This window comes from Microbacterium panaciterrae (assembly GCF_039541635.1).
GTDB classification, from domain to species: Bacteria; Actinomycetota; Actinomycetes; order Actinomycetales; family Microbacteriaceae; genus Microbacterium; species Microbacterium panaciterrae.
Genome location: NZ_BAABGP010000004.1, coordinates 220,473 through 241,364, shown reverse-complemented (window position 1 = coordinate 241,364; position 20,892 = coordinate 220,473). Strand labels below are relative to the sequence as shown.

The following is a 20,892-nucleotide window of genomic DNA, read 5'->3' as shown; positions in this document are numbered from 1 at the left end:
CGTCGCGGGATGGGGATCCCATGCGCGGAATGGGGCAGATGCTCGTGCTTTCGGGCGCGGCACGGGCCGAGGACGTGACGGCAGCGATCGGCGTGGTCGGAGACGGTGACGCGCTGTCGCCGTACCTGCTGCGCAAGGGCGTGATCAGCGAGGCGCAGCTCGCCGAGGCGGTGTCGATGAACACGGGCACCCCGTTCGTCGACCTGTCCGGCTATCCGCTGGACCCCGAGGTGATCGCCCTGGTGCCCGGCGCGCTCTGCCGGCGCTACCGGCTGCTGCCGCTGCGGCGGCATCGCGACCAGCTGACCGTCGCGATGCTGGATCCGACCGACATCATCGCCCTCGACGACATCGCGAGCCTGACCGACCTGCGCGTCTCGCCGGTCGTGGTCACGGGCGAGGCGCTGGATCAGGCGTTCGAGCGTTTCCTGCGCTCGGACGAAGAGCTCACTGACCTGTCCGAGCAGATCGGCGAGTCGTCGTCGAGCTCGACGGTCGTGTTCACGGAGCAGCTCGACGACCAGGATGCCGACGCACCGGTCGTGCGATTCGTGAACCTGCTGATCACCCAGGCGATCAACGACCGTGCGAGCGACATCCACATCGAGCCCGGCGAGCACCGGCTCACTGTGCGGTTCCGCATCGACGGCGTGCTGCATGAGATGCAGCGCGCCGACCGCAGCATCCAGGACGGCGTGATCTCACGGCTGAAGATCATGTCGTCGATCGACATCGCCGAGAAGCGCGTGCCGCAGGACGGCCGCATCTCGGTGCTGCACGAAGGACGCGGCGTCGATCTGCGCGTGGCGACCCTGCCGACGGTGTGGGGCGAGAAGATCGTCATGCGGATCCTGGACAACAGCGGCCAGATCATGGCCATGTCGGATCTGAAGTTCTCCGAGACAAACGCCGAGCGCTTCACCCAGGCGATCTCGCGCCCGCACGGGATGGTGCTGGTGACCGGGCCGACCGGATCCGGCAAGTCGACCACGCTGTACACGGCACTGCGCGCGGTTGCGAACCCGCGCGTGAACGTGATCACGGTCGAGGATCCGGTGGAGTACCGGATGACCGACATCAATCAGATCCAGGTCAACCCGCGCGCCGGGCTCACGTTCGCGACGGCGCTGCGGTCGATCCTGCGTGCGGATCCGGATGTCGTGCTGGTCGGCGAGATCCGCGACCGGGAGACCGCCCTGATCTCGATCGAGGCGGCGCTCACCGGGCACCTCGTGCTGTCGACGCTGCACACGAACAACGCGCCGAGCGCGCTCACCCGGCTCGTCGAGATCGGCACCGAGCCGTTCCTCGTCGCGACCGCGCTGACCGCCGTGGTCGCACAGCGGCTGGCCCGCCGGCTGTGCACGAAGTGCCGCCAGCCGATCGACGACGACAGCGCGATGCTCGAGGCCGTCGGCATGCCGGTCGACCTCATCCCCGGGGCGACCGTGTACCGCGCGGTGGGCTGCTCGGCGTGCTCGAACACGGGCTACCGCGGCCGGGTCGGGCTGCACGAGGCGATGGAGGCCACCGACCGGATCGAGCAGTCGTTGGTGGGGCGGGCCACCGGCGGCGAGCTGCGCGAGATCGCACTGGAGCAGGGCATGATCCCGCTGCGCGACGACGGCTGGGCGAAGGTCGCCCAGGGCATCACGACGATCGAAGAGGTGCTGCGCGTCTCGGTGTGAGAATCTCAGGTTCTCAATCGCGCGCCTGGTCATCTAGATCGTCAAATGCGAGCTCATTCTCCCGAGAGCGACCGCTGCTTACGATGCTTTCAGCGCGACCACGTCGGCTCGACTTCGCGGGGAATGCGGCGCCCTTCCCGTACGTGACGCTGGGCCCTCGCGTTGCTTCAGAGGTCTTCCTGAGTATCTGTCGCTCGACGAGATCCGCAAGAACTCGCGACGCACCGACCGTGTCAAGGTCAAGAAGGACACGCACCATCCGTGCGTTGATGACGCCCGTCTCGTTCACCAACTCGATGATCTTTCGATCAACTTGATCGGTCGTCCTCCGACGATAGGTCACCGCAGAGCCGAGCGCCGCGAGCGCCTCTTCCCGAAGCCGATATTTCGGGTGAGCGCGTCGCGCCGTTTCACGGGTCGGTTCGAGAAGGCGGATCTCCTCAGCGCTGAGGCGCGAAAGCACCGACTGCGCCTCCACGACCGCTGGCTTCTGAAGCAGCGGAGTCAGTTCCTCCGCACTCACAGTCCTCTGCGTCAGGAGCGTGAGGAGGATGACCATCGTGTCCGCGTCCACAGCCTCCTCCTGCGGCAGAGTCGCGACATATCTCGCCAGTGAGGTGTTCGGCGCGCCGCCGAGGAGGGTCACGTCGACCCGTGTGAAGTCCGCTGAGAACCGCGGTGGCTCGTGGCCGAGACGCGCCATCTCTGCGTACATCCGATCGACGCCGGATCCGGCGGTTTCAGCCAAGCCAAGTGTCCGCAGCGCCGCGGCGAGATTGGCGTTACGAGTTCGCGACGATGTTGTGAGGACGTTGTTCACGCTGACCCCGGGGACGAAGCCTCCGGGAGACGAAACTCTGAGCTGGGTCAGTGTGTGTTCGACCGCGATCCGTTCGGAACTGAAGTAGTCGCGGTGCATCACGCCGTTGATTACCGCTTCGCGGACCGCCGGTTCTGGAAGATCCGCGATGTGAAGCTGCTGACCCTTTCCGATTGATACGGGTGTCGTTTCGAGCCGCGCCCCAATCAGATCGAAGACTCGTTGAATAGCCACGACAAGTGGTCCCGTGAGCTGCTCATTCGCGGTCAGCTGGCCGGCGGGTGTTCGCCGATGAGTGTACGAGATCAGCACGGCGTGCTCGTATGCGCGCGTGACAAGCAATGCGCCGGCGTTCGTCAGAGTCTGATCTTCGAGCACCACCCCCAATGCCCGGAGGAGGTCCACATCCGTCGCCTCGGCGAGGCGTCGCTTCCCGAGGTCGATCGATCGCGCGAGCATCTCACGTGCCACCTGCATTGAGACCGGGTCAGCTTCGACGGCAGGGACCCCGCTCGGCTGAGCGCTCCAGTCTCTTCCTGTCTTCCGTGCGGTCACGGCTGCGATCCGCTCCGTAGACATCGGAAGACATCGATCGGCGACACGTTCGGTCGGAATCCTTCCGTTCGCACTGTGCACCTGCGTGCTGACCGGAATGGTGAGGACCAGCACCGTCCCCTGCATTGTCGTGCGCGTCTCGGCTTCGACGAGAAGCGGCGGCTGGGTGACTTCATAAATGCGGAGGCGTGTCTTCTCGGGGTCCAGATGGGTGCCGACGAACGCCGCAGCGCCTGTCTTCCTGTCATCGACGCCGACGACAAGATGACCGCCCGCCGCATTGGCCAGACACGCAGCCGCCTCTGCAATGTTCCCCAGGTCGTCCTTGACCGACCTGCCGTCTGTCTTGAACTCGAGGCATAGTGCTTCGCTGTCCGCTGCGGAATATGTGCCCTCCACGATCCGGGCGAAGACACGATCCAGTGCATCCACGACGACCTCCATTCGTGACGGCCTACTCTTCGAGTTTCTGAGGAGTTTTACTTCACCCTACACCGTGAAGGGTTACGCAAAACTTTCGGGAAACAACGAGCTGAGGACAGTCCCGTTCCGACAACGCAATGATCACGCCGAGGCCCGCGATCAGCGCGGGCTCGATGAGCGACGACAGCTGCTCGGTGGCGGTATGGGAGGCTGAACCCATGACCAACGTCACAAGCCGACTCGACCGGATCGCCGTGGATCCGGCGATCGTGCACGGCAAGCCGCGCATCCGCGGCAGCCGCGTCACTGTGCAAGTCATCCTCGAGCTTCTCGCCGCGGGCGAGACCATCGACGAGCTGCTCTCCGAGTACGACGAGTTGTCCCGCGAGGACATCCTGGCCGCGCTCGAGTATGCAGCGCATGTCGCCGGCGGAACCCAGGTTCTGTCGTTCGTCGCGTGAGCAGCAGACTGTCCCGGACAGGAGATCTCCTCCCGAACGCGAGCGGGAACGCGCGGAAGCGAGCAAGCGGGAACAGAACTGCCCGACCACCCCAGACGCTCAGTGCTGCTTCGCCAGGTCGCCGTACAGCGTGAAGATCGGCAGGTAGAGCGAGATCACCATGCCGCCGATGACCACGCCGAGGCCGACGATCAGCACGGGTTCGATCAACGACGACAGCTGCTCGGTGGCGGTCTCGACCTCGTCCTCGTAGAAGTCGGCGATGCTGCCGAGCATCTCGGCGAGCGTGCCCGACTCCTCGCCGACCGCGACCATCTGCGACACCATCGAGGGGAACACCTCGGCCGCCGCCAGCGGGGCGGCAAACGAGCGCCCGCCGCGGATCGACTCCTGGATGTCGCGCACGGTCTGCTCGATCTTCCAGTTGTTCGAGGCCTGCCCCACGATCGACAGCGCCTGGATGATCGGCACACCGGCGTCGAGCATCATCGACAGGTTGCGGGAGAACCGCGCCACCGCCATCTTGGTGAGCAGCTTGCCGAAGATGGGCAGCTTCAGCAGGAACGGATCCACGACCTTGCGGTACGCATCGGTGTAGCGGTTGCGCGCCCACCAGATCCACACGATGATCACGACGACCGCTAGCGCAGGCACGATCCAGACCATGTTCTCCGAGATCGTGATGAGGATCTGCGTCGGCAGCGGCAGCGTCGTGCCGAGCCCCTCGAACATCTTCTTGAACACGGGCACCACGAAGGTGAGCATCACGGTCACGCCCAGGATCGCGATGATCAGCACGACGAGCGGGTATGTCGTGGCAGCGCGGATCTTGGCGTGCAGATCGGCCTGCTTCTGGTAGGTCTCGGCGATCGAGTTCAGCGCCCTGCCGAGGAACCCGCCGGCCTCGCCCACGCGGATGATCGAGACCATGAGCGGAGGGAAAACCTGCGAATGCCGCGCCATCGAGGCGGACAGCGAGGATCCGGACTCCACATCGCTCTGCACGATGACGAGCACCTGCTGCAGCTTCTTGTCGTCGGCCTGCTCGGCCAGCACGGTGAGGGTGCGCAGCAGCGGCAGGCCGGCGTTGATGAGCGCGGCCATCTGCCGGGAGAAGATCGCGAGCGTCTTCGCCGACACTCCGCGACGCAGCGACGGCAGCGAGATCTCGCGATGCAGCCCCGTCTTCGCGACCGGTGCGACGTGCAGCGGGGTCAGCCCCTGCGCCTTGAGCTTGGCGGCGACCGTGCTGTCGCTCGAGGCGTCCATCGTGCCCTTGACGGTCTGCGCGGTGGCCGGGTCGAGGGCCTGGTATTCGTACTCCTGCACACCGGCCATCAGGATCCCCACTCCTCGAGTTGTGCGCCGCCCGCGAACGTCGACCAGGATTCGGCGTCGAGGTCGGCGGGCTGCACGTGCACGCCGTCGAGCGACTTCGGATCGACGGCGAAGGTGCGGGCGACGTGCGCGGCGATCAGCCCCTCGCCGACCAGCCGGCGCAGATCCTGGTCGAGCGTGTGCATGCCGAACGCTTGACCTGCCTGCATGGTCGAGTACAGCTGCGAAACCTGCCCCTCGCGGATCAGGTTGGCCACGGCCGGGGTGTTGATGAGCACCTCGGTGGCGATCGTGCGGCCGCCGGACTGCGCGCGTGGCAGCAGCGTCTGGCTGATGATGCCCTGCAGGGTGTCGCCGAGCTGGGTGCGGATCTGGTGCTGCTGGTCGGCGGGGAACACGTCGACGATGCGGTTCACCGACTTCGCCGCGCCCTGGGTGTGCAGCGTGGAGAGCACGAGGTGGCCGGTCTCCGCCGCGGACAGGGCGGTCGAGATGGATTCCGGATCGCGCAGCTCGCCGACCAGGATGACGTCGGGATCCTGCCGCAGCACCCGCCGCAGCGCCTCGGCGAAGGAGGCGGTGTCGCTGCCGACCTCGCGCTGGTGGATGAGCGCGCGGCGGCTGGTGTGGTGGAACTCGATCGGATCCTCGATGGTCACGACGTGCACGGGGCGGATCGAGTTGATGATGTCGACCATCGCGGTGAGCGTGGTCGACTTGCCGGATCCGGTCGGGCCGGTGAGCAGCACGAGTCCGCGCGGGCGCAGGGCGAGTTCGTGCGCGATCTCGGGAGCGCCGAGCTCTTCGAGTGTGAACACGCGGTCTGGGATGAAGCGCAGGGCCATCGCGATCTCGCCGAGCTGACGGAACACGTTCACGCGGAACCGGCCGACGCCCTCCGCGGCATGCGCGAGGTCGACCTCGTGCCGGGTCGCGAACTCCTCCCGCTGCGGATCGGTCATCAGGTCGTAGGCGGCCTGCTCGACCCAATCGGCGCTGAGCACCTCGGGATGACCGGGGATCGAGTGCAGGTCGCCGTCGACGCGCATGAGAGGTGCGGTGTCGGCGGTGATGTGCACGTCGGAGGCGCCGGACCGGGCGCCGACGGCGAGGATCCGGGTGAGCTCGACGGCGCTCATTTCGCCGCCGCCCCGCTGGTCGCGTCCGGACTCACGAACGCAAAGAGATCGATCTGGATCTTGGGACCACCCGGGTCGGGGTGGACCGTCACCTTGTCCACCGCGAGCAGGCGGTCGGATCCGCGCAACCCGTCCAGGAAAGCCTGCACCGCGGTCATGTCGGGTGCGGTCACGGCGATCGTGATCGGGATCTGCTGTCGACCGGACCCGGCTGAGCCCGGAACCGAAGTCGCCGACGTGCCAGCCCCACCCGCCTGAGAGGTCTGACCTGCAGCGTTCGTGGTGGCCTTGGCAGTGCTGTTCGCATCGGCGACAGGCCCCGAAGGGGCGGTGGGCTGTGGCGTCGGCTGCGGCGCGGGTTGCGCCTTCTTCTCGGCCGCGGCAGCAGGGCCGGCCGAGATCGGCGCGGTGCGCGCGACGAACGCGGTCAGATCACCGCGGACCGCGCTCGTGATCGTGACCCCGGCGGACTGCGCGGAACGTCCGATGATGTCGAACACCTCGTCGAGTCTCGGATCAGCGGGGATCTGTCCTCTCAGAGCCGCGACCGAGGCGTCGATCTCGCTCTTGCGCGCCTTCTGTTTCTGCAGCTCGGCGATCTGGTTCTCGTACGTGTGGTTGGTGGTCGTTGCGAGCGTGGTGGACTCCTGGGCGGCGAACGCCTGACCTGCTAGTGGCAGCACCCCGAACACCACGGCGAGCGCGACGACGGCGATCGACACCAGAGCGCCAAGCAGCGTGATCAACGACTTGGTCATTTGGTAGCCTCCTTGACGAAGCGGCCGGAGTAGACCGTCTGATCGAAAGTGATGTCGACGGTGTACGTGTAGCGGCCCGGCGTCGCCGAACTCCTCGCCGCGGCGCTGGCGTCAGCGGTAAGTATCCCGTCGACGTCGCGGAGCGCACGAGCGTAGGGGCCCAGGTCTACTGGGTTGGGGCTGTCGATGGTCAGCGTCCCTGTGAGTCCGACCGTCTTCTTCGCAGCGTCCTTGTCCAAGGTCGTCGCGCCCGGATCTGCCCCCGGGGTGAGGTCGAAACCGACCAGCGTTGTCCCAGCCGGCAGCACGCTGCGGGCCTTGTCGAGCACACTCGTCCAGGCCAGATCGGATCCCATGGCGTCCGCGCGGAAGTTCTGCAGCTCACTCTCGGTCGCGAGCGCCTTGCTCACCTCTGATAGTGCGCCAATCTGCCCGATCAAGGTGATGGACCGCGCTTGCTCTGCCGCCGCATTTTGCTCGGCGTACAGCTTCCACGCGTACGTGGCTCCGACGAGTACCACCGCGAGCAGCACGGCGAGCAGGCAGATGCGCACCCAGACAGCGGACAGGGCTTCCCGCTCACGTCGCTCGATCTCGGAGGGGGGCAGCAGATCGACCCGGGGCGGACCACCCGGGGTCACGGCGGCGATGCGTGCCATCAGCGGTCCTTTCCGAGGGCGAGGCCGAGAGTGCTCACGAGGTTCAGTGCGAGTTCCCCTGAGGGTTCCGGAACCCGGGACGGCATCAGGTTGTTGACACCGAGCGAGTGCACCGGCATTTCGACGGCCTCGGCTAACCCGGAGGCGACTCCGTCGACCGCGGAACCCGCGCCGCACAGCAGCACCTGCTCGATCGGCGTGGCGTCCGGCCTATTCAGGTAGAACGCGAGCGTGCTCCGCATGCGGCTGATCACATCGGCGACGGGACGCTGACCGACGTCGCTGCGCAGTGAACCGTGTGGCACTATGCCGGCCGCTCCGATCGGGTCGTCCAAGCCGATCCTGGTCGGATCCACCGTGCCCGCGGCGACGAAGGTGCCGTCACCTGCACCAGCCGGCGCGACCATCTGCGCGTTCCGACGGCGTACTGCCGCAGTCTCCAGGTCCACCGGGGTGATCCGGACAAATTCGGGAATCCCTTCCCGCAGGATCACGATCTGGGTCGTGTGGTCGCCGATGTGAATCACGGCGGTGGTCCCGGTCGGGGCCACCCGAGCCGACGCCCTGGCGAGGCCAAAGGCGGCGAGATCGACCCCATCGATGCGAATCTTCGCCCGCGAGAAGGCGGCGATCATCGCCTCGACGGTGTCAGACACCGCGGCCACCAGCAGCCCGTGTAGCTGATCTCCCTGCTGCGAGGTGGGATAGAAGTCAAGCACTGCCTGCGCGACCGGCACAGGCAGGAGGTCCTGCACCTGGAACGGCAACGCCTGACGCAGCAGATCGGGGGCCATCGCATTTGTCGTATGTTCGCGCACCAGCACACGCCGACTGGCGATGCCGAGCGTGGCCGACTTGGCTCGGATCTTGGCCGTACTCCAGAGCTGGCGGATCGCAACCGCGACGGCTCCCTCGTCGAGCACTTCGGAGTCGTGAGACGCGTCAGGGGGCAACGGGACTTCACCATAGGCGAGCACCTGCGGCTGTTTCTCGACGCTCACCTCGACCGCGCGCACGCTCTCCTCAGTGATCTCGACCCCCACGTGACTCTTCGCCATGCTTCTTCTCCCCTGAAGTTCTTCTCTGGTCCCTGAGCCTGTCGAAGGGACTCAGCTAAGTCCCAGCATTCCGACATACCAACGACCGATCGGCTCACCCGCTGCGATCCCAGCCCAAGCCCCTGCGATCATCCAGGGACCGAACGGGATCGCGGTCTTGCGTTTCGCTCGGCGCAACAGGATCAGCACGACTCCGAACACCCCGCCGAGCACAAAGGCAGCGAAGGCACCGACAGCGAGCGTCGCCCAGCCGACCCACCCGAGGTAGAGCCCGACCAGGGCTGCGAGCTTCACGTCTCCCCCGCCCATCCCGCGCTGCGCGACGAGGCGCACGATGAAGTAGAAGGCGTACAGGATCACAGCCCCAGCGACAGCACGCAGCAGCGTCGGCCATGCGGTCGCTGAGCCTGTCGAAGCGCCCACCGCTGCAGCCGCCGCGAACAACACGATCCCCACCGCGATGCTCGGCAAAACGATCACGTTCGGGAGGCGCTTCGTGTCGAGATCGATGAGCGTGAGCACGATCGACACCGCGGCAAAGTACAGGAACGCGACAAGCGCAAGCCAGAACGCCGGATCCGCCCCTGCGCCCACAACGGGGTCGTTCGAGCGAAGCGAGACGAAACGCGGCGATCCGACCGACGACCCCTGTCGAAGCACCCACACCGTCACCAGCACGAACACGACCCCTGTGATCGCCTCGACGAGCGGGTACCGGGCGCTGATCGGAGCACGGCAGTGCGCGCATCTCCCACGCAAAGCCAGCCACGAGACGACCGGCACGTTCTGCCACCACCGGATCGGAGAATCGCAGTTCGGGCACCGGCTCTCCCGCATCAGCGAGATACCCGCCGGAACCCGATAGGCGACGACGTTGAGGAAGGATCCGATGATCAGGCCGTAGAGGCCCGCCAGCGTGAGCAGCAGGGCAATCATCCCGTCTCCCCCTGCGAGACGAGGGTGGGCGGAAGGATGGTGGTGCTAGACGACGCCGGATTGCTGACGGAGTTGGCCACCTTGCATCCGAGGTCGATAACGGGCGTCCACGACATGGGCGTGCAGGTGAAATCCGGGTGCACCCAGTGCGCGCTGCCGTCGTTGTTCGCGTAGAACTGACCCTTGAAGATCAGGCCGTTCTGCGAGGGATTGTTGAGCCCGCACGGGGTGTAGAACATCATCCGCGCCTGTAGCGGCGTCGAAGACCCCGGCAAGCTGAGGGTGTCGCTAGCCGATCCGGATCCGCACGTGGGCGCGGAGTCGTTGAGGTTCCCATCCGCATGAATGAAGAACAACTGCGGCGCGTTGGACAGATCGGCGAGGGAACTCGAAGTGAGAGCCCCCGTGACATTGAGCGTCATTGCCGAACCTGCCGCAATCAGGAAGACGGCGTCGTACGCGAGAGCGGCGGGTCCGATGGTGATGGTCACCGGTCCCGTGCAAGTGCTGAAGTCGATGCCAATACGGGTGTTTGGCGCGGCGGGCGCAACCGTCAGCGAGCCGCTGACGTCCGACCCGTTGCACGGTCCGGTCTGCCATTGGATGTTCCCACCCCACGCGGCTCGGGAGGTGCCCAGATTGCGCCACGTGGTCATCGTGATCACCGTGGCCAGCGTCGGGTTGGTCCGGCTTGTTCCGGGTGTCGCGGCAGGCGTTCCGCACAGCGCGGCGTTCGCCGCGGGACTGGGCGAACTAGCACACATCGAAACCGATGGCTTGGGGACGGCGCCGCCGGAATAGCTCTGCCCCGTTGCATACCCACCGAGGATGGTCGGCTGCGATCCAAGGGTAAAAGTGCGATCTGCATAGGCGAAACCGCTCGCGGGGTTGGACGTATCACCGAGCGAGAAGTGGTTCGCGGTGAGTTTCACATTACCTGCGGTGACGAGATTGCCTTTCACCGTCGCACCGCTTCCGCCCGTAGCCGTGATGTCGCCCGACGCGTAGACACTGCCGTTGACAGTGCAGTCTGCGCTCAGATCGACGGTGCCGTTCGGTACCCACAGATCGCCGTTGATGGTCGAGTGCGAGTTGCAGGCATAGGGCCCGTTGCGAATGACGAGGTCGCCCGTGTAGTTCGACTGGGTCGCGAGGAACGACCCGTCGAAGTACGACATCGTGCCGCCGGGCGAGTTCGTGATCGACACAGGACGCTGATAGGTGGACACGATCGTCGTCTGCGAGCCGTCCGCGCCCTTTCCGCTAGCAGTGATCTGGATCGTCGCATTGGCCGATGCGCTCAAGCATGCGTCGGTGAGATGTCCGGCATCGGGGCCTACGATGGCGCTCACGGAGAAGTAGAACGGCGCCGCCGCCGCATCGGCGATCGACTTTGTGCACGGATGGGCGACGATTGTGGCGAGCATCTGATCGCGACCGGACTCCGCCGCGACGAACGCCTGCGTCGTGCTCTTGTTGCTGGCGTTGCTCTGGATCGTGAACATTACGGCGGCCGCGACCAGCGCGGCTGAAATGAACCCGACGAGCATGACGACCAGGACTGCGACCAGCGCGGCTCCGCGGTCGTCATCGTCGCGGTCGCGGGCATCGAGGAAACTGCGGACTACCAGCATGGCGCCAGGCTCCCCGCTGCAGCGTTGCGCATATACGCGGTGCCGGTGAAGCGGACGGGTGCGGCCGCGACGGTGCCACTGTCCGACTTGCTGAGCGCACTAAAAGTGTAAGTAACTGTGTTCCCGCTCTTCACGAAGAATGGCGCACCGGACTGCGCGATGTTCTTCTGCCAGATCGGCCAGCCCGACGCCGCGGCCGGAGCCGCGGTCACCGTCATGTGGGCGCCGTCTGCCAGGAGCGAGAACGCCTGGCATTGTCTGTTGCCCCCGAGTGAACTGTCCACGCGCAGAGTCGAGCCATCGGCCGACACATCGAATGCGACGGCGTTGCGCATCGCGCGCTCGATCTCGGATGAAACGAGCTGGCCGCTGGTGGTTGCCTGACTCTGCGTGCGCACGGCCTCCTCCGACTTCCAAGTGTTGACGAAAATCGTGGCGATAACGGTGCCAAGGATTCCGAGAATGATAACCACCACAATCAGTTCGATGAGCGAGAGTCCGTCGTCACCTCGGTCTACGTTCATGGGACGGTCACCGGGTTGGGCGGAATCATCACTAGCGCATCGGCAGTCGCGAGCGTCACCGATCCCTGCAGCGCTGTTATGTGGAGCGACACTACAGACCCGGCGGAGCAGGACCCGATCGTCGCCTGCGTAGTGAAGGTCTGTCCCCGCCCGTCCGCGAACGATCGAGGTATTGCGGACGTGCCAACGATCGACCCTATGGTCCCGCAGACCGGGTTCTGCCGCACTTGGTCGACAAGGCCATTCACCTGGCGGGTGGCGGTCGCGACTGTCGACTGCTGGGCCGAGTATCGCAACCCGTTCATCAGCGCGGGCAGGAGCGCCAGCGCGATAATGCCCAACAGGAACATCGCGATGACGACCTCGACGAGGCCGAATCCTTCATCATTACGTGTGCGCACGAACGGCCCTTCGGCTGGGCTGGGAGATACGGCGGGGATCCGCCTCACCGGATCCCCGCCGTATGGTGTAAGACGCTAGTTACAACCTGACCCGTCCGCCTTCGCGGCCGGACCGGCAGTGAACGACTTGGTGAATCCCGTCGCCGTGACGCAGACGTCTGTCACGCTCGTCCCCTTGGTAAGAGCGGTTGTGATGTCGCCGGATCCACCAGATGCCGCCGCCGTTGTGGCCGAGGCAACGGTTCCTCCGGGCGCTGCGAATGCGACGGCCGCTGCCGTCGCTCCGTTCGCGGCAGCTGCCTTAAGGGCATTGTCTTGGGCCTGCGACTGGATGTTCGCAAAGATCGGAATGGCGATCGCCACGAGAATCCCGAGGATCACCACCACGATGATCAGCTCGATGAGTGAGAATCCGGCTTCTTCGCCGTTCTCGCGTGCTTGCCTGCGCGCATCGATGGCGCGACGAATATTGAGCATTGATAGTCCCCATTTCAGAGAGTCGTTTCGGGTAAAACGCGCTCTGTGAACCGGCGCATGCCCTGCGCCCAAAATGCCGGGTAGTCCCGGTCCCCAGATCCGGAAGAAGGATCGTCCCATGACCCTTGATTCCTGGGAACAGGATGGACCCAATCGGGGCTCAGCGCAAGAGATTGATGGAAACCACTATTTCGGGATACTGATCGCGGCGGGGAGGGGCGCGTTTCGTCTCGCTCCTCGCTCCGCTCGGGGCTCGCTCAACGACCCCGATTAGGGGGTCCCTTCGACAGGCTCAGGGACCGGAGGGCTCAGGGACCGGGGGCTCAGGGACCGGGAGCTCAGGGACCGGGGGCGGCCGGACCTGCGGGCAGCTCCACCTTCAGGCAGAAGCCGGCGTCGGTGTGCTCGGCGAAGACGTCGCCGCCGTGGGCTCGGACGAGGCCGCGGGCGATCGCCAGGCCGAGGCCGGCGCCCGAGGCGACCGCGTCGGCACCCGATCCGCCACGGGACGGATCCGCACGCCAGCCCACCTCGAACATGCGGTCCAGATCCTCGACGGCCACGCCGCTGCCGTGGTCGAGCACGGCGAGCACGAGCCGGTGCGGAGCCGGCGACTCGGCGAACACGAGCACCTCGGATCCCTCCGGCGCATGCCGCACGGCGTTGCTGAGCAGGTTGACGATCACCCGGGTGAGCTGATGCGGATCCGCCCACAGCATGTGCCCCTCGATGCCCTGCTGCACGATCCGCACGCGGTGCCCGCCCGCCGCCGCGATGACGTCCGACACGGCGTCGGAGACGATGTCGAGCAGGTCGACCTGCTCGGTGCGCAGCCGCAGCGAGCCCGACGTGATCCTCGACAGCTCGAACAGGTCGTCGACCATCCGGCTCATCGTCTCGATCTGCGCGCGCACCTGCCCTGGCAGCTCCGCCGGATCCGCCAGCCCCGCCTCGGCCGACTCGGCGAGAGCGCGGATCGCCGTGAGCGGGGTGCGCAGGTCGTGCGACATCCACGCCAGGAACCGCCGCCGGTCGGAGTCGGCCCGCTCCAGCTCGGCCCGCGCCTCGCTGAGCCGGGCGGACACCTCGGCGAGCTCGGCCGACAGCTCGTCGAACTCGCGCCAGCCGCTGCGACCGCCGTCCACGACGTCGCCCTCGCCGACCCTTCGCACGGCGGTCGACAGCTTCTGCACCGACGCCCGCGCAGCGCGCGCGGTGACCCACGCGGTCGCCAGCGCGCACAGCAGCGCCGCGCCGAGCACCCAGACCAGCACCGTGAAGTCGTGCACAGACAGGTACATCTCGCCCGAGATCGCGAGCACGCCCGTCGCCAGCGCGAGCACTGACGCGACCCCCACGACGACGAGCCGGAACGTGAGCCCCGCCCGGCGGGCACGGCGCAGCACGAGCACGGCGACGACGGCCACGACCGCCGCGCAGCCGAGCGCGGTGAGCACGATGAGCAGCACGTCCAGCGCGCCGAGGGGCATCATGAGCGCGCCTCGCGGTGCCGCAGAGGGATGCGGATCCGGGCGTTCATGAGCCGGATCCGTCGGCCGAGAACCGGTACCCCGCACCCCACTCGGTCAGCAGGTGCCGCGGGCTGCGCGGATCCTGCTCGATCTTCTCGCGCAGCCGGCGCACGTGCACGGTGACGGTCGACGCCTCGCCGAACGACCAGCCCCACACCTCGCGCAGGATGTCGTCACGCGAGAGCACCTCGCCGTCGTGCTGCACGAGATGCGCGAGCAGCTCGTACTCGCGGGCCGCCAGCACCACCTCCTCCTCGCGCACGCGCACCCTGCGGCGGGCCGGATCCAGCCGGAAGTCGCCTTTCGCGATCTCCCGCGTGGGCGCGGCCGCCGCCCGGGAACGACGCAGCAGCGCCCCCACCCGCAGCAGCAGCTCGCGCAGCGCGAACGGCTTCACCAGGTAGTCGTCGGCGCCGGTCTCGAGCCCCTCGATCCGCTGCTCAACCTCGCCCAGCGCAGTCAGCATGATGATCGGCACGGCGGAGCGCGCTCGCGCGTCGCGCGCCAGCTCGTCGCCGCTGAGGCCGGGCAGCATCCGGTCGACGATGAGCAGGTCGGGCGGATCCGCCTGCACGGCGCGCTGGGCGGAGACCCCGTCGCCGAACCCCTCGACGAAATACCCGTTGGCGCCGAGGTAACGCTCGACGGCCGCACGCACGGTCGGGTCGTCCTCGACGATCACGATCCGCGGCTCGGGCTCCTCCATGGTCCGAGGCTAGCCCCGCCGGGCCGGGCGGATCCGCGATCCTTACGGCCTCGAAAGAACTCCCCCGCCCGGATCCGCGCCGACTTAGCGTCGCCTTGTCCTCGAAACCTGTTGGCGGGATCCCCGCCAGGAATGGAGCAATCATGCGCAAGATCGCACTCGTCCCCGTCGCTGTCCTCACTCTGGGCCTTGCGCTCGCGGGGTGCAGCTCGACCCCGGCGGCGTTGCCGTCCTCGCCCGACAAGATGGCATCCTCGTCATCGATGCCGTCGTCGTCGCCGATGAGCTCGGACATGCAGAAGACCGGCACGTTCATGGGTCTCAACGGCAAGAACGTGAAGGGCACCGTGACCATCTCGGGATCCGACCTGAAGCTCACCGGATTCTCGTCCGACGAGGGCCCCGACCTGCACGTCTACCTGACCACGGGCACCGACGAGGCCGCCGTCTCGGCCGGCAAGGAGATCAGCACGGTGGTCTTCAACCAGGACACGCAGTCGTTCATGCTGAGCGGCGTCGACGCGTCGATGTACACCGATGTCGTGATCCACTGCGACAAGGCCAAGGCGGTGTTCGGGGCCGCCCCGTTGTCATGAGCGCGGCGAGCGTGGTGCTCGGCGCTCCCTCTCAGGCCCTGGCCGGCGGTACGCGGCGCGGGCTCCTGGTCGCGGCGCTTCTGGGCGGCGCGGCCAGGATCGCGGCCGGCGTGCTGTGGCTGGCGGAAGGATTCCTGAAGTACCGCGCAGGATTCGGATCCGCCGACATCCTGCTGGTCGCGCAGAGCACGGCGGGCAACAGCCGGGTGCCGTTCTTCTTCCGGCCGCTGGGCGCGCTCATGCAGGCCGCGCCCGCGCTGTTCGGGATCGCGATCCCGTTGCTCGAGGTGACGCTCGGGGTGCTGCTCGTACTCGGACTCGGACGCGTGCTGACCCCCCTGATCGCACTCGGATCCATCGCCACGCTGATGCTGTACTGGTCGTCGGATCAGCTCATCGCGCAGTACCCGATCCTGGTGCTGCTCTCGGGAGTGGTGCTGGCGCTTCCGGGGTCGGGGCGGATCGGGGTGGCGTGGTTGTGGGGGAGGCGGGGCGGTCGGGCGGGCCGGGCCCGGGAATAAGCTTCGGGGTTCGGGTTCGGGTTCGCCCGCGGGGCCTCGGGATCCCGCGGGCTCAGTCCCGGCGGAACCAGCGGCGGCGGGGAGGGCGGGGAGGATCCGCCGACGCTGCGGCGCTCGCCCGGCGCTCGTGCCAGGCCTCGATCTCGGCGTCCAGGTCACGCGGGCGGGTCACCACCGGCGGGCCGCCGAGCAGCTGGCGGCGCGCCTCGATCACGCGGCGGTTGAAGTCCTCCAGCACCGCACGCACGTCGCTCTCCCGCGGGATCGCGTCGAGCTGCGCGTCGAGCTCGCGATCCTCCACCCGCAGCAGGAGCGCGGGCGGTCCGAGTCCGGTCAGGTTCTCGCGCTCGATCTTCTGGCGGATCCACCAGTCCGGGTCGTGATGATCGCCGAGGCCCGGGATCGGCTTGCCCGCCCCGGGAAGATCGTCGAACTGCCCCTGCCGCATCGCGACCTGGATCGCGGTCTCTACGATCGCGGGCATCGACTCGGCGTTGAGCATGGCGGGCGGGGTGCGTGCGGGCTCGCTGTGTTCGGTCATCGCGATCCCTCCCGTTCGAGCCATTTCAGCTTACGCACGGAGGCCTGAGCGCGCGATCGGCGGGTGGAGAACGCGGGCGCTTTCGTCCTCCACAGGGCACGATCTCAGCGAGTTATCCACAGTTCGGATATTTAGGCTGATCTGGCGTTCGAATGTCGGTGGCCCCCTGTTGAATGGGGGTATGGCGACGATCACGAACGACCTCCTGGAGCGGCTCGACCTGCTGCTCCAAGAGGCGTGCGCGTCGAGCGAGATGGAGACCTCGTTCGACGGCTCGAGCGCGCCCGACCTGGTGCGGCTGATGCTGACGGCGGGGCAGGTGCAGCGGCGGCTCGACGCCATCGTCGCGGTCACGACCGGTGCCGTGCAGGATCGGGATCATCGGCTCTCCGACGAGCGGGTGTCGACGGCTGCCGGGTGCCGTGACGTCACGGAACTGCTCCGGCGCGCATTGCGCGTCGACACCGGCACCGCCCGACGGTACGTGCATGCGGCACGAGCCGTGCACCGCGACGTGCAGCTCAGCACCGGCGAGCCGCTGCCCGCGAAGTTCGAGGCGATGAGGGCGGCCCTGCGCGACGGGGTCGTGTCGGTCACCGGGCTTCTCGCCGCCGTCGGTCCGGTGGAGCGCGCCGGGAACCGGATCGGATCCGCCGAGCGTGAGGCGGTCGACCGGATCCTCGCCGATGCCGCCCGCGGTCTCGATCAGGCCGACGAGCAGGGCCGCCCCGGTCCGGCTCCCTCCACCGACGAACTCGCCGACATCGCCCGCGCCCTCATGCTCGTCCTCGATCCCGACGGCGCCGAACCGGACGACGATGCTGCGGATCGCGGTCGCTCCTTCCGGATCGGGCGGCTCAACCGCGGGCTGCATCCGGTATCCGGCGGGCTGCTGCCCGAGGTGGCCGGGCAGCTGCAGCGGCTGCTCGACGCTCTGAACAACCCCGCGGCCTCCGGCTCTCCGTCCATGACGGGGAAGGTCGCGTTCGGCCCCGACGACGGGGAGGTGGGTTCTCCCGACGAGGGCCGGGAGCCCGACGACGGCGTGGAGCCGGGCGATCCCGACGCGCTCCCGGATCCGGAGGACTTCCGCACGCCGGCCCAGCGCAACCACGACAACCTCGCCGCGATCCTCGGCGTCGCCGCCGCATCCGGGGGCATGCCCGAGCTCGGCGGTGCCGCCCCGACCCTCGTCGTGTCCGTGAGCGCCGAAGACTACGCCGTGGGAACCGGGCGAGCCGTGATCGAGGGCACTCGCGACGACGTCCCGCTCGGTGTCGCGCGGCATATCGCCTGCGCGGGCGGGATCCAGCGGGTCCTGTTCGACGAGCACGGCCAGATCGTCTCCATCGGCACCACTGCCCGCATCTTCAACGCCGCCCAGCGCCGCGCGATCACCCTCCGCGACCGGGAATGCGTGATCCCCGGCTGCCACATCCCGGCCACCTGGTGCGAGCTGCATCACGTGCGGGAGTGGGCCGACGGCGGGCCGACGCACACGAGCAACGGCGTTGCGCTGTGTTGGAATCACCATCGCACTCTGGAGACATCGGGCTGGCACATCCGCATGCGCCAGGGCGTGCCCGAGATCCGCGGACCGCACTGGTGGGATCCGTACGCCCGCTGGCACCGCCCGAGAACGCATGCGGGGGCCGGGCACGGCGCCCGCCGGATGCTCGCCGACGCCCTCGCTCCGCCGGGCGGGTAGGACGGGGCGGTGCCGCGACCGCGCTGTGTCGTCGGCCGCCCGTAGGCTCGTGGAGTGCCCCCACCGACACCGAACCCGATGCCGAGCGGGACGCCGCGCCCGAATCCGGCACCGACGCTGAATCGCGAGATCCTGCGGCTCGCGGTCCCGGCGCTGGGCGCGCTCGTGGCCGAGCCGGCCTTCCTCATGGTCGACGCGGCACTCGTCGGGCACCTCGGCACGGTTCCGCTGGCCGGGCTCGGGATCGCGTCCGCGATCCTGCAGACCATCGTCGGGCTGATGATCTTCCTCGCCTACTCGACCACCCCTGCGGTCGCGCGGAGGTTCGGCGCCGGCGAACACGGCGACGCCGTCTCCGTGGGGATCGACGGGATGTGGCTCGCACTCGGGCTCGGAGCCGTGCTCGCGGTCGCCGGATCCTTCCTCACCCCGGTCGTGATCCCGCTGTTCGGCGCGAGCGAGGCGGTCGCCGCGCAGACCAGCGCCTATCTGGTGCCGTCGATGTGGGGACTGCCCGCCATGCTCGTCGTCTACGCGGCGACCGGGCTGCTGCGCGGCATGCAGGACACGGTGACCCCGCTGTGGATCGCCGGGGCCGGCTTCGCCGCGAACGCCCTGCTGAACGCCCTGTTCATCTACGGCTTCGGCTGGGGCATCGGCGGATCGGCGTCCGGCACGGTCGTCGCGCAGTGGGCCATGGTCGCGGCCTACGTGCTCGTGATCGGCCGCCTCGCGCGGCGGCATGAGGCGTCCGTCAGCCCCGAGCTGTCCGGGATCCGCGGATCCGCCCGCTCCGGCGGCTGGCTGTTCCTGCGCACCGTGAGCCTGCGCGTCGCACTGCTCGCGACCGTCGGCGTCGCGACCGGGATCGGCACCCGCGAGCTGGCGGGCTGGCAGGTCGTGTTCACGGTGTTCTCGGCGGCCGCGTTCGCACTCGACGCGCTCGCGATCGCCGCACAGGCGCTGATCGGCAAGAGTCTGGGAGCTGCGGATCCGCGCAGCGCGCGGCACGTGCTCGCCCGCACGGTCGCGTGGGGCGCGTGGTTCGGCGTGATCGTCGGTGTGCTCATCGCCGTGCTCTCCGGCGTGGTCGGCCTCGCCTTCACGGGCGATCCGGCCCTCGCCGCACTGATCCAGCCCGCCCTCATCGTGCTCGCGGTCGCGCAGCCGATCGCCGGGGTGGTGTTCGTGCTCGACGGCGTGCTGATGGGCGCCGGCGACGCCCGCTACCTCGCCCTCGCAGGCGGGCTGAACCTCGTGCCGTTCCTGCCCGCGCTGGCGATCATCGCCGCGACCGGCGTGAGCGGTGTCGCCGGTCTGATCTGGCTCGCGGTCGCGTTCTTCGGCGTCTATCTGTGCGCGCGGCTTGCGACGCTCGGCCTGCGAGTGCGCACCGGGCGCTGGCTGAGCGTCGAGGTCTGAGCCCGGATTCTCTTGGGGTGGAATCCTGGACCGATCCGAGCGACACTGGAGAGGTGCTGACCATGAACGAACCGCAGGTGTGGACGCTGATCGGCGTGTTCGCGGCCGGGATGTTCGGCATGATCACGGTGGTGTCCACGATGTTCGTGCGCGTGCTGCGATCCGAGATCCAGGCACTTCGCGTCGAACTCGTCGGCGAGATCCGCACGATCGATCGCGACGTGAACGCCCTGATGAAGCACACGTTCGGCATCGATCGGGACTGATCGCCGCAGAGCAGGCTCCCGCTCAGCCCGCGTACCTCCGGCACCACTCGTACATGATCACGGCCGCCGCCGCGCTCGCGTTGATCGACCGGGTGGATCCGTATTGCGTGATCTCGACGTGACCCGCGGCTGCGGCGAGCGCCTCCGCGGAGAGGCCGGGGCCCTCCTGCCCGAACAGCAGCACGCACCGCTCCGGCAGCTCGGCGCGCTCCACCGGCACCGCGCCGTCGACGTTGTCGACCGCGATGATCGGGATCCCCTCGGCCGCCGCCCACGCCGCGAACTCCTGCACCGTCTCGTGGTGCACAACGTGCTGGTAGCGATCCGTCACCATGGCCCCGCGCCTGTTCCAGCGCCGCCGGCCCACGATGTGCACGGTGTCGGCGAGGAACGCGTTCGCGCTGCGCACGATCGAGCCGATGTTCATGTCGTGCTGCCAGTTCTCGATCGCGACATGGAACGCGTGCCGCCGGGTGTCGAGCTCGGCGATGATCGCGTCCATCCGCCAGTACCGGTACCGGTCGATCACGTTGCGGGTGTCGCCGTGCGCGAGCAGCTCGGGGTCGTAGTGCTCCTCGGTCGGCCACTCGCCTTCCCACGGGCCGACGCCATGCGGGACGGTCTCCGCGGACGTTGTCGACTCGTTCTCGGGCACCGGATCCTGCATCCCGCCAGCGTAACGGGCCGGTTCTGACAGAGACGGCGTTTTGTCTCGCTCCTCGCTGCGCT

The 20,892-nt window shown here is 67.9% G+C and carries 22 protein-coding genes; 7 read left to right on the top strand and 15 right to left on the bottom strand.

Annotated elements, in window-relative coordinates:
* The first annotated feature begins 20 nt into the window (after positions 1-20).
* Positions 21-1,688 (top strand): GspE/PulE family protein, encoded by a 1,668-nt coding sequence (locus ABD882_RS03515; RefSeq protein ID WP_425563316.1) that lies wholly within the window; start codon positions 21-23, stop codon positions 1,686-1,688.
* Positions 1,689-1,701: 13 nt separating this feature from the next.
* Here ABD882_RS03515 and ABD882_RS03510 read toward each other — a convergent pair whose 3' ends face one another.
* Positions 1,702-3,507, bottom strand: a complete 1,806-nt coding sequence (locus tag ABD882_RS03510) for an ATP-binding protein (RefSeq protein WP_345184395.1) — start codon at positions 3,505-3,507, stop codon at positions 1,702-1,704.
* A 197-nt stretch (positions 3,508-3,704) separates the two neighbouring features.
* On the opposite strand from ABD882_RS03510, the gene ABD882_RS03505 reads away from it, so the two are divergent.
* Positions 3,705-3,947 (top strand): DUF433 domain-containing protein, encoded by a 243-nt coding sequence (locus ABD882_RS03505; RefSeq protein WP_345184393.1) that lies wholly within the window; start codon positions 3,705-3,707, stop codon positions 3,945-3,947.
* 99 nt (positions 3,948-4,046) lie between these two features.
* Here ABD882_RS03505 and ABD882_RS03500 read toward each other — a convergent pair whose 3' ends face one another.
* From ABD882_RS03500 to ABD882_RS03445, 12 genes are all read right to left on the bottom strand, one after another.
* Positions 4,047-5,285, bottom strand: coding sequence for a type II secretion system F family protein (locus ABD882_RS03500; RefSeq protein ID WP_345184391.1), 1,239 nt, complete (start codon positions 5,283-5,285; stop codon positions 4,047-4,049).
* Positions 5,285-6,424 (bottom strand): type IV pilus twitching motility protein PilT, encoded by a 1,140-nt coding sequence (locus ABD882_RS03495; RefSeq protein ID WP_345184388.1) that lies wholly within the window; start codon positions 6,422-6,424, stop codon positions 5,285-5,287. Before ABD882_RS03495 ends, ABD882_RS03500 begins: the two co-directional genes overlap by 1 nt.
* Positions 6,421-7,182 (bottom strand): GspMb/PilO family protein, encoded by a 762-nt coding sequence (locus ABD882_RS03490; protein ID WP_345184386.1) that lies wholly within the window; start codon positions 7,180-7,182, stop codon positions 6,421-6,423. The genes ABD882_RS03495 and ABD882_RS03490 overlap by 4 nt, the downstream gene beginning before the upstream one ends.
* A complete protein-coding gene (locus tag ABD882_RS03485) occupies positions 7,179-7,841 on the bottom strand; it encodes a hypothetical protein (RefSeq protein WP_345184384.1) in 663 nt (220 codons plus the stop codon). Before ABD882_RS03485 ends, ABD882_RS03490 begins: the two co-directional genes overlap by 4 nt.
* Positions 7,841-8,899 carry a pilus assembly protein PilM gene (gene pilM / locus ABD882_RS03480; protein ID WP_345184382.1) on the bottom strand — a complete coding sequence of 353 codons (1,059 nt, stop codon included), beginning with the start codon at positions 8,897-8,899 and terminating at the stop codon, positions 7,841-7,843. The genes ABD882_RS03485 and pilM overlap by 1 nt, the downstream gene beginning before the upstream one ends.
* Before the next feature lie 51 nt (positions 8,900-8,950).
* Positions 8,951-9,835, bottom strand: coding sequence for a prepilin peptidase (locus tag ABD882_RS03475; protein WP_345184380.1), 885 nt, complete (start codon positions 9,833-9,835; stop codon positions 8,951-8,953).
* On the bottom strand, positions 9,832-11,469 hold the full coding sequence (locus ABD882_RS03470) for a hypothetical protein (protein ID WP_345184379.1): 1,638 nt from the start codon (positions 11,467-11,469) through the stop codon (positions 9,832-9,834). Before ABD882_RS03470 ends, ABD882_RS03475 begins: the two co-directional genes overlap by 4 nt.
* The gene (locus tag ABD882_RS03465; protein WP_345184376.1) at positions 11,460-11,993 is read right to left on the bottom strand and encodes a PilW family protein; all 534 of its coding nucleotides are present in this window, start codon (positions 11,991-11,993) and stop codon (positions 11,460-11,462) included. Before ABD882_RS03465 ends, ABD882_RS03470 begins: the two co-directional genes overlap by 10 nt.
* Complete coding sequence (locus ABD882_RS03460; protein ID WP_345184375.1) at positions 11,990-12,394, bottom strand: type IV pilus modification PilV family protein; 405 nt, start codon at positions 12,392-12,394, stop codon at positions 11,990-11,992. Before ABD882_RS03460 ends, ABD882_RS03465 begins: the two co-directional genes overlap by 4 nt.
* 75 nt (positions 12,395-12,469) lie before the next feature.
* Positions 12,470-12,871, bottom strand: coding sequence for a type IV pilin protein (locus ABD882_RS03455; protein ID WP_345184374.1), 402 nt, complete (start codon positions 12,869-12,871; stop codon positions 12,470-12,472).
* Positions 12,872-13,209: 338 nt separating this feature from the next.
* Complete coding sequence (locus ABD882_RS03450; protein WP_345184373.1) at positions 13,210-14,364, bottom strand: sensor histidine kinase; 1,155 nt, start codon at positions 14,362-14,364, stop codon at positions 13,210-13,212.
* A 43-nt stretch (positions 14,365-14,407) separates the two neighbouring features.
* On the bottom strand, positions 14,408-15,109 hold the full coding sequence (locus tag ABD882_RS03445) for a response regulator transcription factor (RefSeq protein WP_345184371.1): 702 nt from the start codon (positions 15,107-15,109) through the stop codon (positions 14,408-14,410).
* Between the two features lie 143 nt (positions 15,110-15,252).
* Here ABD882_RS03445 and ABD882_RS03440 point away from each other — a divergent pair, with 143 nt between their 5' ends.
* On the top strand, positions 15,253-15,705 hold the full coding sequence (locus ABD882_RS03440) for a DM13 domain-containing protein (protein WP_345184369.1): 453 nt from the start codon (positions 15,253-15,255) through the stop codon (positions 15,703-15,705).
* Positions 15,702-16,226 (top strand): hypothetical protein, encoded by a 525-nt coding sequence (locus tag ABD882_RS03435; RefSeq protein ID WP_345184368.1) that lies wholly within the window; start codon positions 15,702-15,704, stop codon positions 16,224-16,226. The genes ABD882_RS03440 and ABD882_RS03435 overlap by 4 nt, the downstream gene beginning before the upstream one ends.
* 52 nt (positions 16,227-16,278) lie before the next feature.
* Here ABD882_RS03435 and ABD882_RS03430 read toward each other — a convergent pair whose 3' ends face one another.
* Positions 16,279-16,728: a DnaJ family domain-containing protein gene (locus ABD882_RS03430; protein ID WP_345184444.1), complete on the bottom strand. Its 450-nt coding sequence runs from the start codon at positions 16,726-16,728 to the stop codon at positions 16,279-16,281.
* Between the two features lie 220 nt (positions 16,729-16,948).
* Here ABD882_RS03430 and ABD882_RS03425 point away from each other — a divergent pair, with 220 nt between their 5' ends.
* From ABD882_RS03425 to ABD882_RS03415, 3 genes are all read left to right on the top strand, one after another.
* The gene (locus tag ABD882_RS03425; RefSeq protein WP_345184366.1) at positions 16,949-18,475 is read left to right on the top strand and encodes an HNH endonuclease signature motif containing protein; all 1,527 of its coding nucleotides are present in this window, start codon (positions 16,949-16,951) and stop codon (positions 18,473-18,475) included.
* 78 nt (positions 18,476-18,553) lie between these two features.
* Positions 18,554-19,897 (top strand): MATE family efflux transporter, encoded by a 1,344-nt coding sequence (locus ABD882_RS03420; RefSeq protein WP_345184442.1) that lies wholly within the window; start codon positions 18,554-18,556, stop codon positions 19,895-19,897.
* 62 nt (positions 19,898-19,959) lie between these two features.
* Complete coding sequence (locus ABD882_RS03415) at positions 19,960-20,163, top strand: hypothetical protein (RefSeq protein WP_345184365.1); 204 nt, start codon at positions 19,960-19,962, stop codon at positions 20,161-20,163.
* 22 nt (positions 20,164-20,185) lie between these two features.
* Here the strand turns inward: ABD882_RS03415 and ABD882_RS03410 are convergent, their stop codons facing one another.
* Positions 20,186-20,830, bottom strand: coding sequence for a TrmH family RNA methyltransferase (locus ABD882_RS03410; protein WP_345184364.1), 645 nt, complete (start codon positions 20,828-20,830; stop codon positions 20,186-20,188).
* Between the last annotated feature and the right edge of the window lie 62 nt (positions 20,831-20,892).

Excerpts from the sequence above, each read along its gene's own strand:
- ABD882_RS03420 (WP_345184442.1), top strand. The coding sequence starts at position 18,554 with ATGCCGAGCGGGACGCCGCGCCCGAATCCGGCACCGACGCTGAATCGC.
- ABD882_RS03470 (WP_345184379.1), bottom strand. The coding sequence starts at position 11,469 with ATGCTGGTAGTCCGCAGTTTCCTCGATGCCCGCGACCGCGACGATGAC.
- ABD882_RS03430 (WP_345184444.1), bottom strand. The coding sequence starts at position 16,728 with ATGCTCAACGCCGAGTCGATGCCCGCGATCGTAGAGACCGCGATCCAG.
- ABD882_RS03495 (WP_345184388.1), bottom strand. The coding sequence starts at position 6,424 with ATGAGCGCCGTCGAGCTCACCCGGATCCTCGCCGTCGGCGCCCGGTCC.
- ABD882_RS03410 (WP_345184364.1), bottom strand. The coding sequence starts at position 20,830 with ATGCAGGATCCGGTGCCCGAGAACGAGTCGACAACGTCCGCGGAGACC.
- ABD882_RS03450 (WP_345184373.1), bottom strand. The coding sequence starts at position 14,364 with ATGATGCCCCTCGGCGCGCTGGACGTGCTGCTCATCGTGCTCACCGCG.
- ABD882_RS03435 (WP_345184368.1), top strand. The coding sequence starts at position 15,702 with ATGAGCGCGGCGAGCGTGGTGCTCGGCGCTCCCTCTCAGGCCCTGGCC.
- ABD882_RS03445 (WP_345184371.1), bottom strand. The coding sequence starts at position 15,109 with ATGGAGGAGCCCGAGCCGCGGATCGTGATCGTCGAGGACGACCCGACC.
- ABD882_RS03490 (WP_345184386.1), bottom strand. The coding sequence starts at position 7,182 with ATGACCAAGTCGTTGATCACGCTGCTTGGCGCTCTGGTGTCGATCGCC.
- ABD882_RS03500 (WP_345184391.1), bottom strand. The coding sequence starts at position 5,285 with ATGGCCGGTGTGCAGGAGTACGAATACCAGGCCCTCGACCCGGCCACC.
- ABD882_RS03455 (WP_345184374.1), bottom strand. The coding sequence starts at position 12,871 with ATGCTCAATATTCGTCGCGCCATCGATGCGCGCAGGCAAGCACGCGAG.
- ABD882_RS03415 (WP_345184365.1), top strand. The coding sequence starts at position 19,960 with ATGAACGAACCGCAGGTGTGGACGCTGATCGGCGTGTTCGCGGCCGGG.
- ABD882_RS03440 (WP_345184369.1), top strand. The coding sequence starts at position 15,253 with ATGCGCAAGATCGCACTCGTCCCCGTCGCTGTCCTCACTCTGGGCCTT.
- ABD882_RS03515 (WP_425563316.1), top strand. The coding sequence starts at position 21 with ATGCGCGGAATGGGGCAGATGCTCGTGCTTTCGGGCGCGGCACGGGCC.
- ABD882_RS03465 (WP_345184376.1), bottom strand. The coding sequence starts at position 11,993 with ATGAACGTAGACCGAGGTGACGACGGACTCTCGCTCATCGAACTGATT.
- ABD882_RS03475 (WP_345184380.1), bottom strand. The coding sequence starts at position 9,835 with ATGATTGCCCTGCTGCTCACGCTGGCGGGCCTCTACGGCCTGATCATC.
- ABD882_RS03425 (WP_345184366.1), top strand. The coding sequence starts at position 16,949 with ATGGCGACGATCACGAACGACCTCCTGGAGCGGCTCGACCTGCTGCTC.
- ABD882_RS03505 (WP_345184393.1), top strand. The coding sequence starts at position 3,705 with ATGACCAACGTCACAAGCCGACTCGACCGGATCGCCGTGGATCCGGCG.
- ABD882_RS03485 (WP_345184384.1), bottom strand. The coding sequence starts at position 7,841 with ATGGCACGCATCGCCGCCGTGACCCCGGGTGGTCCGCCCCGGGTCGAT.
- pilM (WP_345184382.1), bottom strand. The coding sequence starts at position 8,899 with ATGGCGAAGAGTCACGTGGGGGTCGAGATCACTGAGGAGAGCGTGCGC.
- ABD882_RS03510 (WP_345184395.1), bottom strand. The coding sequence starts at position 3,507 with ATGGAGGTCGTCGTGGATGCACTGGATCGTGTCTTCGCCCGGATCGTG.